Raw genomic sequence first — 15,267 nt, 5'->3', positions numbered from 1 at the left:
CAAACTTGCAGGGAACCGAAATGCCTGAAACACCGGAAAAAGAAGACGATGGCTCGCCCAAATTCGGCCGCCTGCTGATCGTGTTGATTCTCGCCGTGCTGTCCTGCGGCCTGCTGACCTGGGTGATGGCGACCTTCTTCCCGCACTTCCCCAGCTAGATCTTGCAGGCGGCGACCAGCGCGCTGTCGAACGGGCTATCCGGCACGATGTCTTCCGGGTTGAATTTCTCGAACTTGTAATTTTCCACCGGCTCGCCCTTGCCCATGGCTTCCGGGTAGTAGACCTGCGCCAGAAGAGTGCTGGTGTGATCCTCGCACGCGTACAAGTGCAGCATTTTCACCGAGCGATACAGCTTGCCCTCGGGCGTCTTCTGCGGCCGCGCATAGCTTTGCATCGACCACACCTTGCGGGTCTTCTCGGCCTTGATCACGCTGGCCTTGTCGATATAGAACACGCTGCCGCTGCTGCCGCCCACCTTCATCCACTGCGCCGCCTGCGCCCAGCCGGCCGCCAGCGTCAATACGATTGCGATCAGGCCGGACTTGTTCATGGCGCTCTCCTAAGGGACCAGGGGCCGCTTGGCGGCCTGCTTGCTCTTGATTTCGGCGACGGTCTTGTCGATCACGGTCAGGCGGTTCGACACAGTGGGATGGATGGCGGTATAACCATTGAGCACCGAGGCCGGGTATTGCGTCGCCAGGCGCTGCCAGAAGCCGCGCGCGCCGTCGATGCTGTAGCCGGCCCGCGCCACCATGTACAGCGACAGTCGGTCGGCCGCCGCGTCCAAGTCCTGCGGCACCGGCTTCACGCCGGCGGTCCCGATCAGCATCGACAGGTCCGGCCGCACCGCCACCAGGTTGTCGATGATGCTGCCGACCGTGTAGGCCTGCTTGGTGGTGGCCGCGTGGCCCAGCACATTGTGGGCGATCTCCTTGGCCAGCACGTAGGCGACGGCTTCGTCGCTCTGCGCGAAGTTGACCATGCCGCGCGTGATCAACACGCGCTGGCCGTCGGAGTAGGCGTTGATGTTGTCGGAGTTGCCGATGTCGATCTTGAAGGCGCAGGCGCGCGTGACCGGCACCTTGAGCTGCTGGTTGGCGCCGCCGCGCGCCACCGTCAGTTCCAGCGACTGGCTGTTGCTGGCCAGCGGGCCGAGGATGGCGGCGGCCTGGGTTTCGGCGTTGGCGCCGATCGGCAGCACCTTGCCGTTGGCTGCGATCAGCGCGTCGCCCTTGCGCAGGCCGGCGCGCGCGGCGCCGCTGCCCGACAAGACGCTGGCCACTTCCAGCCGTTCGCCGTAGTTCAGCACCGCTTGCGCGGCGTCGACGAATTCGCCGCTGTAGGAGTATTTGTTCTTGGCCGTGAAGCCGAGCAGGTTGCGCGCCTGCGTGCGGCACAGGTCCGCGTTGTTGATCAACAGCGGGCCGGCGATGCGGTACAAGCGGTCCTGCAGGGCCACCATCTGGCTCAGTTGCGCGCGCGCGGCGCTCATCTTGGCGGTGACCACCGGCGGTGCTTCGGTGGTGCTGCTGACCACCGCAGGCGGCGCTTCCGGCGCGGCCGGTTTGGATTGGAACGTCGAACAGCCGGTGACGAGGGCGCCCGCCGCGATCGATGTGACGAGGGATAATGTGCTGAATTTATGCGTCTTGTTCATCCCTGTGCTCCGTCTCCATTTTTTTGGTTAGTGTTTGCCCGTGCTGCCGAAACCGCCGACACCGCGTTCGCTGGTGTCGAATTCTTCCACCACATTGAAACCGACCTGCAGCACCGGCACGATGATCAGCTGCGCCAGGCGTTCCATCGGGTTCAGCGTGAAGGCGCTGTGGCCGCGGTTCCAGGTCGAGATCATCAGTTGGCCCTGATAGTCGGAGTCGATCAAGCCTACCAGATTCCCCAGCACGATGCCGTTTTTGTGTCCCATGCCGCTGCGCGGCAGGATCATGGCGGCGTAGCCGGGATCGGCCACGTGGATCGCCAGGCCGGAGGGAATCAGCACGGTCTGGCCGGCTTCGATCACCATTGGCGCGTCGATGCAGGCGCGCAGGTCGAGGCCCGCCGAACCTGGCGTGGCGTAGGCCGGCAGTTGATCCTTCATGCGCGGGTCGAGAATTTTTACGTCTACGTTTTTCATTTACTTGGCAAAGAGAGAGTGTTGCGAGATCCGTTTCGAGATCTCCGAAATCAGTTGGCGCGCCAGCGTCAGCTTGTCGGCGCGCGGCAAAATGGTGTGGCCGTTTTCATCGAACAGGATGATGGTGTTGTCGTCCTGGCCGAAGGTGTGGTGGCCGATATTCCCTACTAGCAGAGGGATGCCTTTTTTCTCGCGCTTGTCGGCGCCGAACTGCACCAGGTTTTCCGATTCGGCGGCAAAGCCCACGCAGTAAGGATGGCCGGCCAGGTTGGTGCGCGCGGCCACGGTGGCCAGGATGTCCGGATTCTGTTCGAACTTCAGGTCCGGCGCGGTGCCGTTCGGGTTCTTCTTCAGTTTCTGGTCGCTGGCGTTGGCGATGCGCCAGTCGGCCACCGCCGCCACCGCGATGAAGATGTGCTGATGGTCGACATTGGCCAGCACCGCGTCGTACATCTGCTGTGCGCTCTGCACGCTGATGCGCTGCACGCCGAACGGCGCCGGCAGGGCCACCGGGCCGGAGACCAGCATCACTTCGGCGCCGGCTTCGCGCGCGGCGCGCGCCACGGCGTAGCCCATCTTGCCCGAGGACAGATTGGTGATGCCGCGCACCGGGTCGATCGGCTCGAAGGTCGGGCCGGCGGTGATCAGGATGCGTTTGCCGGCCAGGACTTTCGGCTGGAACGAGGCCACCACTTCTTCCAGCAGCTGTTCCGGTTCCAGCATGCGGCCCAGGCCTACTTCGCCGCAGGCCTGGTCGCCGGCGGCGGGGCCGAAGATGACGATGCCGTCGTCGTGCAGCTGCTGCACGTTGCGCTGGGTGGCGGCGTTCTGCCACATCTCCACGTTCATAGCCGGCGCGATCAGCAGCGGCACATGGCGCGGACGCGCCACGCACATGGTCGACAGCAGGTCGTCGCAGGCGCCGTGCGCCAGCTTGCGGATGAAGTCCGTGGAGCAGGGCGCGATGACGATGGCGTCGGCGTCGCGGGTGACGTCGATGTGGGCCATGTTGTTGTTGACGCGCGGGTCCCACTGGTCGGTGTACACCGGGCGGCCCGACAGCGCCTGCATGGTGACGGCCGTGATGAAGTGGGTGGCCGCTTCGGTCATCACCACCTGCACGGTGGCGCCGGCCTTGGTGAAGGCGCGGCACAGTTCCGCCGCTTTGTAGCAGGCGACGCCGCCGGACAGGCCGAGGACGATCTTTTTACCAGTCAGTTCCATCATGATGCTGCTCCGATCTTATTTGTTCACCCGGCGCAGTTCGTCCAGGATGAACAGGCCGGCGCCGATGCAGATGGCCGAATCGGCGACGTTGAACGCCGGGAAGTGGCCGATGCCGGCCCAGTGGAAATCGAGGAAGTCGACCACGTGGCCGTACAGCACGCGGTCGATCACGTTGCCGACCGCGCCGCCCAGCACCAGCGACAGCGCCCACGCGAACATGCGCTGCGCGGCGTGCTTTTTCAGCAGGTAGATGATGAAGATGGCCGCGCCGATGCCGATGGCGGTGAAGAAGTAACGCTGCCAGCCGCCGCTGTTGCTGAGGAAGCTGAAGGCCGCGCCCTTGTTATACGCCAGCACCAGGTTGAAGAACGAGGTGATGAACTTCTCTTCGCCCAGCTGGAAGGTCTTGGTGATGGTGATCTTGGTCAGCTGGTCGATCAGGATAATCAGGGCGGCGATGCCCAGCCAGGGCGTCAGGCTCGCCGAGGATTTGGTCGGGAAGATTTTTTTGGTGGCCATGTGTTGTCAATCATACGCAGCGGTCTCCCCGTCATTCCCGCGTAAGCGGGAATCCATGCTGAGCGTCCGCCATAAGCTCAGCATGGGCTCCCGCTTGCGCGGGAGCGACGGGCTGTATATTAAGCGAACTTGCGTTTTTCGCCCGCACCAAACAGGTTGCTGTAGCAGCGGCCGCACAGGGTCGGGTGGTCCGCGTGGGCGCCGACGTCGGCGCGGTAGTGCCAGCAGCGTTCGCACTTCTCGGCCTTGGAGGCCGCCACGGCAACCGCTTCTTCCTCTTCCGTCGCCACCTCGGTGACCGTGGCCAGCGAGGTGATGAAGATGAACTTCAGGTCATCTTCCAGGCTTGCCAGCACCTTGAACTTCTCGCCGGCGGCCTTGATGCTCAGCTCCGCCTGCAGCGAGGAGCCGATGGCGCCCGAGGTGCGCAGGTCTTCCAGCTGCTTGGTCACATCGGTGCGCACGGTGCGCAGCGCGGTGTACTTGGCCAGCAGGGCGTCGGCATCGGCCAGTTCCGGCAGCTGCCACCAGGTCTGGGTGAAGATGGTTTCGTCGCTGGCTTTCCAGCCTTCGGCGCCGGCGAAGATTTCCCATGCTTCCTCGGCGGTGAAGGACAGCGCCGGCGACATCAGGCGCAGCAGGCTTTGCGTGATGTGCCACAGCGCGGTCTGCGCCGAACGGCGCGAGGCCGAGGTCACGCCGGTGGTGTACAGGCGATCCTTCAGGATGTCCAGGTAGAAGCCGCCCAGGTCTTCCGAGCAGTAGTTCTGCAGCTTGGAGTAGACCGGCTGGAATTCGTACTGCAGGTAGTGCGTTTCGATTTCCTTCTGCAGCGCCGCCATGTTGGCGATGGCGTAGCGGTCGATCTCCAGCAGCTCGGCCACCGGCACCGCGTCCTTGGCCGCGTCGAAGTCCGACAGGTTGGCCAGCAGGAAGCGCAGCGTGTTGCGGATGCGGCGATAGGCTTCGGTCACGCGCTTGAGGATCTCGTCCGAGATCGACAGTTCGCCCGTGTAGTCGGTGGTGGCCACCCACAGGCGCAGCATGTCGGCGCCCAGCTTGTTCCACACGTCTTGCGGCGCGATGGTGTTGCCGATCGACTTGGACATCTTCTTGCCTTCGCCGTCGACCACGAAGCCGTGGGTCAGCAGCGCCTTGTACGGCGGGGCGCCGTTCAGCATCGAAGAGGTCAGCAGCGAGGAGTGGAACCAGCCGCGGTGCTGGTCCGAACCTTCCAGATACAGGTCGGCCGGGAACGCGGATTGCTCCTTGTGCGAGCCGCGCAGCACGGTCTGGTGGGTCGAGCCGGAGTCGAACCAGACGTCCAGCGTGTCCTTGTTCTTGATGTACATCTCGGCTTCGGCGCCGATCAAGTCTTTCAGGTCGAGCGCCTGCCAGGCGTCGATGCCGCCTTTTTCGATCAGCAGCGCCACCTGTTCCAGCAGTTCAGGCGTGCGTGGATGCAGGGCGCCGGTTTCCTTGTGGACCACGAAGGCCATCGGCACGCCCCACTGGCGCTGGCGCGACAGGGTCCAGTCCGGACGGTTGGCGATCATGCCGTGCAGGCGCGCCTTGCCCCAGTCCGGGAAGAAGGCGGTCTGCTCGATGCCGGCCAGCGCCGCTTCGCGCAGCGTGTGGCCGCCGTCCTTCGGCTTCACATCCATGCCGGCGAACCACTGCGAGGTGGCGCGGTAGATGATCGGCGACTTATGGCGCCAGCAGTGCATGTAGCTGTGGTCGAACATCTTCACTTCGAACAGCGCGCCCGCTTCCTTCAGGGCGGCGCAGATCGGCTTGGAGGCTTCCCAGATGGTCATGCCGCCGAACAGCGGCAGGCTGTCGGCGAACTTGCCGTCGCCCAGCACCGGGGTCAGGATGTTCTCGTCCTTCATGCCATGCGCGCGGCAGGAGATAAAGTCGTCCAGGCCGTAGGCCGGGGCCGAGTGGACCACACCGGTGCCGCTTTCGGTGGTCACATATTCGGCCAGGTACATCGGCGACAGGCGGTCGTAGAACGCGTCCGAGGCGTGCAGCGGGTGACGGAAGCTGATGCCGGCCAGCGCCGCGCCATGGCAGGTGGCGATGGTCGTGCCTTCGAGCTTGAAGCGCGCCAGGCTGGACTCCACCAGGTCCTGCGCCAGGATCAGCAGCAAAGGCTGGCCATCGCGCTCGGCTTGCACCAGCGCGTAGATCACTTCAGGATTGACGTTCAGCGCCTGGTTGGACGGGATGGTCCAAGGCGTGGTGGTCCAGATGACGATGAAGCCGTTCTCGGTCGGCAGCTGGTCCAGGCCGAAGGCGGTGGCCAGCTTGTCGAATTCGGCGAACTTAAAGCCGACGTCGATGGCCGGATCGCGCTTGTCCTGGTATTCCACTTCCGCTTCGGCCAGCGCCGACTGGCAGTCGAAGCACCAGTTGACCGGTTTCAGGCCGCGATAGACATAGCCTTTTTCCAGCATCTGGCCGAGGGCGCGCAGTTCGTCGGCCTCGTTCGAGTAGTTCATGGTCAGGTAAGGGTTCTGCCATTCGCCCAGCACGCCCAGGCGGATGAAGTCCTTGCGCTGGCGGTCGACCTGCTCCAGCGCGTAGGCGCGGGCCTTGGTCAGCACGTCGGCGGTCGGCAGGTTCTTGCCGTATTGTTTTTCGATCTGGATCTCGATCGGCATGCCGTGGCAATCCCAGCCCGGCACGTAGGGCGCGTCGTAGCCGGCCATGGTGCGGGCTTTCACCACCATGTCTTTCAGGATCTTGTTGACGGCGTGGCCGATGTGGATGTCGCCGTTGGCGTACGGAGGACCGTCGTGCAGGACGAACTTCGGACGGCCGGCGGCGGCCTTGCGCACGCGCTCATAGATTTTTTTGGTCTGCCATTGCTGGACCCAGTTCGGCTCGCGCTTGGCCATGTCGCCGCGCATCGGGAACGGGGTTTCGGTCATATTGACCGGGTATTTGCTTTCAGGCTTTTTCGAGGATTTGTTATCGGACATAGTGGTCTTCAGTGATTTATTCGGGAATGCTGTGTAGCCGGCGCGCGTAGCTGGTCGCGCGGTCAAATTCGGTCGGTGGCGCGCTTGGCAAAGAAGGCGCGGGCGATGTCGGCGTCGCGGTGGATGGCGGCCGTCAGCGTCGGCAGGTCGATGTATTTTTCCTCGTCGCGTATCTTGCCGAGGAATTCCACGCGCACCTGCTTGCCGTAGCATTGCTGCGCGAAGTCGAACACGTGCACTTCCAGCAGCACGCGGCCGCTGTCGTCGACGGTGGGGCGCACGCCCAGGCTTGCCACGGCCGGCAGCGGCTGTTCGCCAAGGCCGTGCACCTGCACGATGAAAATGCCGGCCAGCGCCGGACGGTGCGGCACGCGCAAATTCAAAGTCGGGAAGCCCAGCGTGCGGCCCAGCTTCTGTCCGTGGACCACGTGGCCGGAAATGGCGTAGGGGTGACCCAGCAGCGCTTCGGCGCGGGTGAAATCGCCTTCGGCCAGCGCGGCGCGCACGGCGGAGGAGGAAATGCGGGTGCTGCCGTTCATCACGGTAGGCAGGGTCTCGACGTGGAAGCCGTATTGTTGGCCGGCTTCCAGCAGCATCTGCACATTGCCGGCGCGGCGCGCGCCGTAGCAGAAGTCGTCGCCGACCATCAGCCATTTCACGTGCAGGCCTTCGACCAGCACTTTTTCGGTGAATTCCTGCGGCGTCAGGGCCGCGAAGGAGGACGAGAAGTGTTCGACGATGACGCGGTCGATGCCGTTGTCGGACAGCGATTGCAGTTTGTCGCGCAGGTTGGCGATGCGGGCCGGGGCCTTGGACAGGTCGCCCGATTTCTGCGCGAAGAATTCGCGCGGATGCGGTTCGAAGGTCATCACGGCCGCTTCCAGGCCCAGGCGGTCGGCGGCGGTGCGCACGCGGGCCAGCAATGCCTGGTGGCCAAGGTGGACGCCGTCGAAATTACCGATCGTGAGCGCGCACGGCGCACGCGCCGCTGCATTGGGAAGACCTCGAAATACCTTCATGGGAATCTGGGGAAAGCTATCGCAAATAGGGGATTATACGGGCAGATCCCTCGAAGCGAAAAAAAAGCGCTGCCGGCGGGGCCGGACAGCGCTTTGCGCACCTACTGCCCGTATTACATTGGGCGGTTGATGTTCAGGGTCCAGTAGCGGGCCAGGTCGGCGGTGCCGTCGGTGCCCTTGACCGATTTCAGGGTGGTCAGCGCGGCGGCTTTCTTGCCGGCGACGTTCTGCGCCACGCCGTAGTGCAGCTTGATCGCTTCAGGATTGCGGCCGGTGCCCAGCTTGACAGCCTGGTCCAGCAGCGGCAGACCCTTGTCTGCCTTGCCTGCCGATACCAGGGCGTAGCCCAGGTTGGCCAGGGCGTCGGCGTCCTTGGCTTTCTCGGCTTCCGCTTGGGCGGTGGCCAGCTTGGCGTCGAACTCGGTCTGGGTCTTGTCGGCCAGGTCTTTCAGACGCTGGTGACGGGCGGCGTCGGAACCGGTGCCCAGCGCGCCTTTCTTGTAACCCTGGTCGATGATCTTGATGGCTTCAGCAGGATTGCCTGCTTGCAGGGCCAGCTGGCTCATTTCCATGTATTCGGCCGGCTTGGTCAGCAGGCCGTTGGCCAGGCGCAGGCGCAGCACGTCCAGCGACAGCGACGACGAGAAGCCTGGCTTGCCGGTCACGCGGTTCAGCAGGTCGGTCCAGTAGCTGGCCTTAGGATAGGAGCCGGCCAGTTTTTCCAGGGTCTGCACGTAGCCGACCTTGTCGTTCTGTTTCAGCTGGATGTTGGCCAGCATGCCCAGTTGGCTCTCGGTCAGATTCTTCGAGGTCTGCAGTTCTTTGGCCGCTTCGGCGTATTTGCCGGAGGTGTAGTAGATCTGGATCAGGTACTCGCGCGCCTGGGTGTTGCCTGGGTTGTCTTTCAGCACGCGCTGGAAGGCGCCGATGGCTTTTGGATAGTCCTTGGCGCGGTAGTAGATGCCGGCCAGGGCTTCAGCGAATTTTGGGGCTTCGGCAGCGGACAGCTTGCCGGAGTTCAGCACCGATTCAAAGGCCTTGGCGGCGGCGTCGTTGTCGCCTGCGGCAGCTGCGGCCGATGCGCGGGTGCGCTCGATCAAATAGGTTTCGTTGGCAGTTTTGCCGCCGACGGAGTCGGTTTCTTTCAGTTTAGCCAGCGCTTCTTTGTTCTTGCCGGCTGCGGCCAGTTTCTGTGCTTCTTGCAGCGGTTTGCCGATTTCAGCGCGCACCGACTCGGCGGCGTAGGCAACCGACGTCAGGCCGGTCAGGGGGGCTGCTGCGGTAAAACCAATAGCGGCCATTACCAGGCCGAGATGAGCGAGACGAAACTTGGTCATGGGTGAGTTTTCTTTCATCATAAAAACGAAAATAGGCAGGAATGGTCCTGCCTATTATTGTACATGGGACGTTTTATTGGAACTGTTCGTTACCGACCAGACCAATCTTGGTCACGCCCAGGCGTTGAGCCGAAGCCATCACGCCTGCTACGACTTTGTACGACACCAGCTTGTTCGGACGCAGATGCACTTCCGGCTGATCAGCTTGCGCTGCGACATCGGTCAGTTTCGCTTCCAGGGTGCCACGGTCAGCAACGACCACGTTATCCCACAGAATCGTACCGTCGAAGTCGACGTCAATCGTAATGACCACTGGTTCCTTGGTTGGCGGCGGCGGGGTGCCGACCGGCATGTTCAGGTTGACCGAGTGGTTGGCCTTAGGAATCGTAATGATCATCATGATAATCAGCACCAGCATCACGTCGATGAGGGGCGTCATATTCATTTCCATCATTGGTTCCGGATCCGCGCCTGCGGATGGAGAGCCGACACTCATACTCATGAATATTTCCTTTTTAGAAGGGCAGGCCTGAGCTACAGGCCTGCGATGCACTGTGGGAATTAACCCTTATCAGGCGGTTCGGTGATGAAGCCGACCTTCTGAATACCAGCACGCTGGGTAGTGTAAATAACCTTGCCGATGGATTCGTACTTGGTTTCTTGGTCACCACGTACGTGTACTTCCGGCTGAGGCAATTTAACAGCTTCCACCTTCAGATTGTCGAACAGTTCGTTCGCATCGCGCATCTTCCGTTGATTCCAGTAGATGTCGCCATCTTTGCTCACGACAATGTTCACGTCTTCCGGCTTGGTCTGGATAACCTGGTTGGTTTCTTCTGGCAGCTGGATCTTGATCAGCTTCAGAACAACCGGGCTCGTGATCAGGAAGATAATCAGCAGAACCAACATGATGTCCACGAGGGGCGTCGTGTTGATTTCTGACATGACTTGATCTTCGTCTCCGCTATCGGAGCCTACGGACATGGACATGGTTAATTACCCGACTTTTTTCGAGCCAGTTGCGGTCGACATTGCGCCCGAAATCAGCACCGAGTGAACGTCAGCCGAGAAAGCACGTACGTCTTCCATTGCCGACTTGTTACGACGCACCAGCCAGTTGTAACCCAGAACGGCTGGAACTGCCACGAACAGACCGAACGCGGTCATGATCAGCGCTTCACCGACTGGACCTGCTACTTTGTCGATCGATGCGTTACCCGACATGCCGATGGCGATCAGTGCATTGTAAATACCCCAAACGGTACCGAACAGACCGATGAACGGCGAGGTCGAACCCACGGTTGCCAGGAACGACAGGCCGTCTTGCAGACGCGACTGGACTTTGTCCACAGCGCGCTGGATCGACATGGTGACCCAGGTCGACAGGTCGATTTGTTCCAGCAGGGCGCCGTCGTGGTGCTGGGTAGCCTTGGTGCCGGTTTCAGCGATGAAGCGGAATGGCGAGCCTTCGGTCAGGGTAGCCGAACCACCAGCGATCGACGAAGCTTTCCAGAACTTGGCCGAAGTTTCTTTCGACTGTTTGAAGATCTTGGCTTGGTCGATCAGTTTGGTGATGATGATGTACCACGAACCCATCGACATCAGCGACAGGATGATCAGGGTAGCGCGCGACACGAAACCTGCGTCCCACACAGCGCTGAAGCCGTATGGATTTTCCACTTCTTCAGCTTTACCGTGGGCTGCTGGAGCTGCAGCGTCGGCTGCTGGTGCTGCTGCCGCATCCGCTGCTGGCGCTGGCGCTGCTGCTGCATCTGCTGCTGGAGCCGAAGCGGCTGCCGAGGCTGGCTCTTGCGCGAAGGCAGGGGCGCTCACCAGGGCGGTTGCTGCGGTCACCGAGAACAGCACAGCGGCCAGTACAGCGGACAAACGGGTATTCTTAAACATGCTTCCTCCAAATTAATAAAATAATCAGATCGCTGGCGTAATGACAACGAAAACTACGTGTGAGACGTTGGTCTGTCTCGGTTTTACTCCAGCGTCCAGACGTATTGCATCTGCTGCCAGCCTTCTTGTGGAACGCCGTCCACGGTTGCCGGTTTGAAACGGCACTTCGTGATACCAGCGACCGCAGCTTTATCCAGATCCCTAAAGCCACTCGATTTCACAACCTTCGAATCTGCCACGCGACCGTCAGCTGCGATGAGGAACGACAGCTGAACCGTACCGGTTTCTTCGTTACGCAGCGACGACTTTGGCCATTCCGGCTTGGCGCAAGTGCCGAAGTCAACAACTGCTGCAGTACGAACACCGGTTTTCGCTGGACCAGGTGGCGCTGCCGGTGGTGCTGGCGGTGCTTTCTGGATCTCGGTAGTGGCCGGCTTCACGTTGGTCGCATTCGCGATCGTGTTGTTAGGCGGCGGCGGTTGCTGCACGTTCACCTCAACTGGCGGGATGAATGGTGGCGGTGGAGCCTTCATCTCTGGCGGAGGTGGCGGTGGTGGGAGCTCTTTCGGTGGAGGAGGTTTCACCTCCTCGATGATCTTGGTCTCCACTGGTGCGATCATCTTGTGCACCAGTCGCGTTCCCAAGCCCGTCACGATCCCATAAGCAACCAGGACGTGCAACAAAACGACAATCGTAATGCCTGTAAAGTTCTTCCCGGTGCTTTTCTCGTTGTGCGTGAAATTCATGCCTGCTTTCTCCAATACCAACTCTCTTTGGTGCTACTTAAACCCCAAAATGGCGACACAAAACAACAGCCGCATCCGGGACGTCGGCGAATTATACATACGAATTCTTGATTTTACATAGAATTTTCATCCCTAAAACCGGTTAAATTTCATAGGGTTTTCCTATATGGTAGCGCTCCCTTTGCACCGTTCTGGCTCAATATGCAAGAACCTGCGGCGCAATTTTGTGCGGGAACGCACCATGACGTTACTTAGTTTTCCCTTAAGGCCAAAAACGGAATATTGTGCTGGTAATTTTACTACTCACAATTGATAATTTGGCCGCTAAAGTTTCTTTCGTGAAATTCTTGCGAGGGCTTCTATACAAGTAGTCGTAGAAATTTATTGACTTCCCGCCCGCGCCGTGCCTTCCGCAAAAAAAACCGGGAGCAGCGCGCCGTCGCTACCCCCGGTTTGATGCTTGCAAGAGCCGTGCCTGAGTTCGCACCCCGGCGAACTGCTCTATATATATGTCGGTTCAGAAGGTGCGGCCGCGTTTCTCCCGCTTCACTTCCAGGGTGCTGACCACCTCGCCGCCCGGCCCCACCGTCTCCAGGTGCACATCGAAGCCCCACAGCCGGGCCACGTGCTTGAGCACCTCGCCGGCCTGCTGGTTGAGCGGGCGCCGTTGGAACTGGCTGTGGCGCAGGGTCAGCGCGCGGTCGTCCTGGGTGTTAACCGACCACACCTGGATGTTGGGCTCGCGGTTGCCGAGGTTGTACTGCTCGGCCAGCTGGTGGCGCACATAGCGGTAGCCCAGGTTGTCGTGGATGGCCGAGACGCTGAGCTTCTCGTTGTCGTCGTCGTCCAGCACGGCGAAGAAGTGGAACTCGCGGATCAGCTTGGGCGAAAGGTATTGGGCGATGAAGCTTTCGTCTTTGAAATTGCGCATGGCGAAATCCAGCGTCTTACGCCAGTCGCTGCCGGCGATGTCGGGGAACCATTCGCGGTCCTCGTCGGTCGGGTGTTCGCAGATGCGGCGGATGTCGGTCATCATGGCGAAGCCCAGCGCGTAGGGATTGATGCCGCTGTAATAGGGGCTGTTGACGGGCGGCTGGTAGACCACGTTGGTGTGGCTCTTCAAGAACTCCATCATGAAGCCGTCGGCGATCACGCCCTCATCGTACAACTGGTTGAGGATGGTGTAGTGCCAGAAGGTGGCCCAGCCCTCGTTCATCACCTGGGTCTGGCGCTGCGGGTAGAAGTACTGGGAAATCTTGCGCACGATGCGCACCATCTCGCGCTGCCACGGCTCCAGCAGCGGCGCGTACTTCTCGATGAAGTACAGCAGGTTCTCCTCCGGCTCGGGCGGGAAGCGCTTGACGACGCGGTTGACTTCCTCTTCCTCGCGCCGTGGCAGGGTGCGCCACAGTTCGTTGATCTGCGACTGCACGTAGGCTTCGCGCTCCTTCTGCCGCGCACGTTCCTGCGCCAGCGACAGCTTGGCAGGCCGCTTGTAGCGGTCGACGCCGTAGTTCTGGATGGCGTGGCAGGAATCGAGCAGGGTTTCCACCGCGTCGATGCCGTGGCGCTGCTCGCACTCGGCGATGTAGTTCTTGGCGAACACCATGTAGTCGACGATAGCGTCGGCGTCGGTCCAGGTGCGGAACAGGTAGTTACCCTTGAAGAAGGAGTTGTGGCCATACGCCGCGTGCGCGATCACCAGCGACTGCATGGTCAGGCTGTTCTCCTCCATTAAATAGGCGATGCAGGGATTGGAGTTGATGACGATCTCGTAGGCCAGGCCCATCTGCCCGCGCTTGTAGCCCTTCTCGGTGCTCAGGAAGTGCTTGCCGAAGGACCAGTGGTTGTACGACACCGGCATGCCGACCGAGGTGTAGGCGTCCATCATCTGCTCGGCGGTGATGATCTCCAGCTGGTTGGGATAGGTATCAAGCCCGAAGCCTTCGGCGACGCGGCGGATTTCCTGGTGTATCTGCTCGATCAGCTCGAACGTCCATTCGGACTGCTCCGGCAGGGCGTTCGGGTGCTTGGGCTTGGGCGTCATATCATTCATGATTATTTCGGCTGCTTCTTGAACAGTTCACGGAAGACCGGATAGATATCAGCCGGCGTGACGATTTTCTGCATGGCGAAATGCGGGTGGTGATCGGGCACCTGCGAATACTGCTCCCATAGATTTTGCGGCGGACCGTCGGTGATCTCGACGTAGGTGTAGTACTGCACCTTGGGCATGATGGTGTTGACCAGCAGCTGGCGGCACAGCACCGAGTCGTTGTCCCAGTTGTCGCCGTCCGAGGCCTGGGCCACGTAGGAGTTCCAGGCGCCGGCGCCGTAGCGCTCGTCGATCACCTTGTCCAGCAGGTGCAGGGCCGAGGACACCACCGTGCCGCCCGATTCGCGCGAGTGGAAGAATTCCTCCTCGTCGACTTCGGCAGCCGCCGTGTGGTGGCGGATGAAGACCACTTCGATCTTGTCGTACACGCGCTTGAGGAACAGGTACAGCAAAATGAAGAAACGCTTGGCGGTGTCCTTGCGGGTTTCGTCCATGGAGCCGGAGACGTCCATGATGCAGAACATCACGGCCTGGGTCATCGGCTTGGGCACCTTGACGCGGTTGGTGTAGCGCAGGTCGAACGGGTCGATGAAGGGGATGGCCAGCAGGCGCGTGTGCAGGTGGTGGATCAGCTTTTTCAGCTCGACCACGCGCAGGTCCTGCAGCGGCACGCCTTCCAGCAGCAGTTCTTCCAGTTCGCGCTCGGCTTCGATGACGCGCTTGCGCGAGTTGCCGCCGACGGCGATGCGCCGGCCCAGTGCGCCGCGCAGCGAACGCAGCACGTGGATGTTGGACGGCGTGCCCGACATATTGTAGCCGGCGCGCTGGTTCTTGAAATCGGTGGTGGCGGTGAGCTGGGTCTTGACCAGGTTGGGCAGTTCCAGGTCTTCGAAGAAGTAGTTCATGAATTCTTCGCGCGAGAGCTCGAAGATGAAATCGTCCTCGGTCAGCTGGTCGCTGTTGCCAGCTTTGCCGCGTCCGGAGCCGGCGCCGCCCTTGGGACGGTTGATCTGGTCGCCCTTCAGGTATTCCTGGTTGCCCGGATTGACCACTTCCCAGATGCCGCCATGGGCATGGCCGAACGAGGGCTCGCTCACATCCTTGACCGGGATGGAGACTTTTTCGCCGTTTTCAACGTCGGTGATGGAACGTCCTTTGATGGCGCGTCCCACCGCGTCCTTGATCTGGGCCTTGTAGCGTCGCAAGAACCGCTCGCGGTTGACCGCGGACTTGTTCTTGCCTTGCAAACGACGGTCGATGAGGTAAGTCAAAAGATGCCTCCTGCTGCTATTGGTCGGCGCCGCGCCGCCCGTGCACAGGCGGCGCGCAGATACTGC

Annotated in this window: 15 protein-coding genes; 1 reads left to right on the top strand and 14 read right to left on the bottom strand. The window is 61.3% G+C overall.

Annotated features, from left to right (window positions below):
- Positions 1-20: 20 nt before the first annotated feature.
- Positions 21-158, top strand: a complete 138-nt coding sequence (locus ACXZ1M_RS07180; protein ID WP_459052497.1) for a hypothetical protein — start codon at positions 21-23, stop codon at positions 156-158.
- On the opposite strand, the gene ACXZ1M_RS07175 is transcribed toward ACXZ1M_RS07180, so the two are convergent.
- The 14 genes from ACXZ1M_RS07175 to ACXZ1M_RS07110 form a co-directional block, all read right to left on the bottom strand.
- The gene (locus ACXZ1M_RS07175; protein WP_459052496.1) at positions 155-550 is read right to left on the bottom strand and encodes a surface-adhesin E family protein; all 396 of its coding nucleotides are present in this window, start codon (positions 548-550) and stop codon (positions 155-157) included. The genes ACXZ1M_RS07180 and ACXZ1M_RS07175 overlap by 4 nt on opposite strands.
- Positions 551-559: 9 nt before the next feature.
- A complete protein-coding gene (locus ACXZ1M_RS07170; protein ID WP_459052495.1) occupies positions 560-1,657 on the bottom strand; it encodes a M48 family metalloprotease in 1,098 nt (365 codons plus the stop codon).
- A gap of 27 nt (positions 1,658-1,684) precedes the next feature.
- Complete coding sequence (gene dut / locus ACXZ1M_RS07165; protein WP_459052494.1) at positions 1,685-2,134, bottom strand: dUTP diphosphatase; 450 nt, start codon at positions 2,132-2,134, stop codon at positions 1,685-1,687.
- Positions 2,135-3,358, bottom strand: a complete 1,224-nt coding sequence (gene coaBC / locus ACXZ1M_RS07160; RefSeq protein WP_459053981.1) for a bifunctional phosphopantothenoylcysteine decarboxylase/phosphopantothenate--cysteine ligase CoaBC — start codon at positions 3,356-3,358, stop codon at positions 2,135-2,137.
- Between the two features lie 18 nt (positions 3,359-3,376).
- The gene (gene lspA, locus ACXZ1M_RS07155; protein WP_459052493.1) at positions 3,377-3,880 is read right to left on the bottom strand and encodes a signal peptidase II; all 504 of its coding nucleotides are present in this window, start codon (positions 3,878-3,880) and stop codon (positions 3,377-3,379) included.
- A 119-nt stretch (positions 3,881-3,999) separates the two neighbouring features.
- Positions 4,000-6,867 carry an isoleucine--tRNA ligase gene (gene ileS / locus ACXZ1M_RS07150; protein ID WP_459052492.1) on the bottom strand — a complete coding sequence of 956 codons (2,868 nt, stop codon included), beginning with the start codon at positions 6,865-6,867 and terminating at the stop codon, positions 4,000-4,002.
- Between the two features lie 62 nt (positions 6,868-6,929).
- Positions 6,930-7,886 carry a bifunctional riboflavin kinase/FAD synthetase gene (locus tag ACXZ1M_RS07145; protein WP_459052491.1) on the bottom strand — a complete coding sequence of 319 codons (957 nt, stop codon included), beginning with the start codon at positions 7,884-7,886 and terminating at the stop codon, positions 6,930-6,932.
- Positions 7,887-7,999: 113 nt separating this feature from the next.
- Positions 8,000-9,223 carry a tetratricopeptide repeat protein gene (locus tag ACXZ1M_RS07140; protein WP_459052490.1) on the bottom strand — a complete coding sequence of 408 codons (1,224 nt, stop codon included), beginning with the start codon at positions 9,221-9,223 and terminating at the stop codon, positions 8,000-8,002.
- A 73-nt stretch (positions 9,224-9,296) separates the two neighbouring features.
- Positions 9,297-9,725 (bottom strand): ExbD/TolR family protein, encoded by a 429-nt coding sequence (locus ACXZ1M_RS07135; protein WP_373988558.1) that lies wholly within the window; start codon positions 9,723-9,725, stop codon positions 9,297-9,299.
- Between the two features lie 59 nt (positions 9,726-9,784).
- A complete protein-coding gene (locus ACXZ1M_RS07130) occupies positions 9,785-10,213 on the bottom strand; it encodes an ExbD/TolR family protein (RefSeq protein WP_090181773.1) in 429 nt (142 codons plus the stop codon).
- Between the two features lie 6 nt (positions 10,214-10,219).
- Entirely contained in the window at positions 10,220-11,128 is a 909-nt protein-coding gene (locus ACXZ1M_RS07125) for a MotA/TolQ/ExbB proton channel family protein (protein ID WP_373988557.1), read from the bottom strand.
- An 83-nt stretch (positions 11,129-11,211) separates the two neighbouring features.
- Positions 11,212-11,874, bottom strand: a complete 663-nt coding sequence (locus ACXZ1M_RS07120) for an energy transducer TonB (RefSeq protein WP_459052489.1) — start codon at positions 11,872-11,874, stop codon at positions 11,212-11,214.
- 517 nt (positions 11,875-12,391) lie between these two features.
- Positions 12,392-13,930 carry a SpoVR family protein gene (locus tag ACXZ1M_RS07115; protein ID WP_459052488.1) on the bottom strand — a complete coding sequence of 513 codons (1,539 nt, stop codon included), beginning with the start codon at positions 13,928-13,930 and terminating at the stop codon, positions 12,392-12,394.
- A 2-nt stretch (positions 13,931-13,932) separates the two neighbouring features.
- Positions 13,933-15,201 carry a YeaH/YhbH family protein gene (locus ACXZ1M_RS07110; protein WP_459052487.1) on the bottom strand — a complete coding sequence of 423 codons (1,269 nt, stop codon included), beginning with the start codon at positions 15,199-15,201 and terminating at the stop codon, positions 13,933-13,935.
- Positions 15,202-15,267: the final 66 nt, after the last annotated feature.

It is taken from the genome of Duganella paludis, assembly GCF_054461335.1.
Note: the sequence above shows the minus strand (reverse complement) of the source record. Positions and strands in the feature narration are given on the sequence as shown.

Coding starts and splice junctions, on each gene's coding strand:
- ACXZ1M_RS07180 (WP_459052497.1), top strand. CDS start 21: ATGCCTGAAACACCGGAAAAAGAAGACGATGGCTCGCCCAAATTCGGC.
- ACXZ1M_RS07175 (WP_459052496.1), bottom strand. CDS start 550: ATGAACAAGTCCGGCCTGATCGCAATCGTATTGACGCTGGCGGCCGGC.
- ACXZ1M_RS07170 (WP_459052495.1), bottom strand. CDS start 1,657: ATGAACAAGACGCATAAATTCAGCACATTATCCCTCGTCACATCGATC.
- dut (WP_459052494.1), bottom strand. CDS start 2,134: ATGAAAAACGTAGACGTAAAAATTCTCGACCCGCGCATGAAGGATCAA.
- coaBC (WP_459053981.1), bottom strand. CDS start 3,358: ATGGAACTGACTGGTAAAAAGATCGTCCTCGGCCTGTCCGGCGGCGTC.
- lspA (WP_459052493.1), bottom strand. CDS start 3,880: ATGGCCACCAAAAAAATCTTCCCGACCAAATCCTCGGCGAGCCTGACG.
- ileS (WP_459052492.1), bottom strand. CDS start 6,867: ATGTCCGATAACAAATCCTCGAAAAAGCCTGAAAGCAAATACCCGGTC.
- ACXZ1M_RS07145 (WP_459052491.1), bottom strand. CDS start 7,886: ATGAAGGTATTTCGAGGTCTTCCCAATGCAGCGGCGCGTGCGCCGTGC.
- ACXZ1M_RS07140 (WP_459052490.1), bottom strand. CDS start 9,223: ATGACCAAGTTTCGTCTCGCTCATCTCGGCCTGGTAATGGCCGCTATT.
- ACXZ1M_RS07135 (WP_373988558.1), bottom strand. CDS start 9,725: ATGAGTATGAGTGTCGGCTCTCCATCCGCAGGCGCGGATCCGGAACCA.
- ACXZ1M_RS07130 (WP_090181773.1), bottom strand. CDS start 10,213: ATGTCCATGTCCGTAGGCTCCGATAGCGGAGACGAAGATCAAGTCATG.
- ACXZ1M_RS07125 (WP_373988557.1), bottom strand. CDS start 11,128: ATGTTTAAGAATACCCGTTTGTCCGCTGTACTGGCCGCTGTGCTGTTC.
- ACXZ1M_RS07120 (WP_459052489.1), bottom strand. CDS start 11,874: ATGAATTTCACGCACAACGAGAAAAGCACCGGGAAGAACTTTACAGGC.
- ACXZ1M_RS07115 (WP_459052488.1), bottom strand. CDS start 13,930: ATGAATGATATGACGCCCAAGCCCAAGCACCCGAACGCCCTGCCGGAG.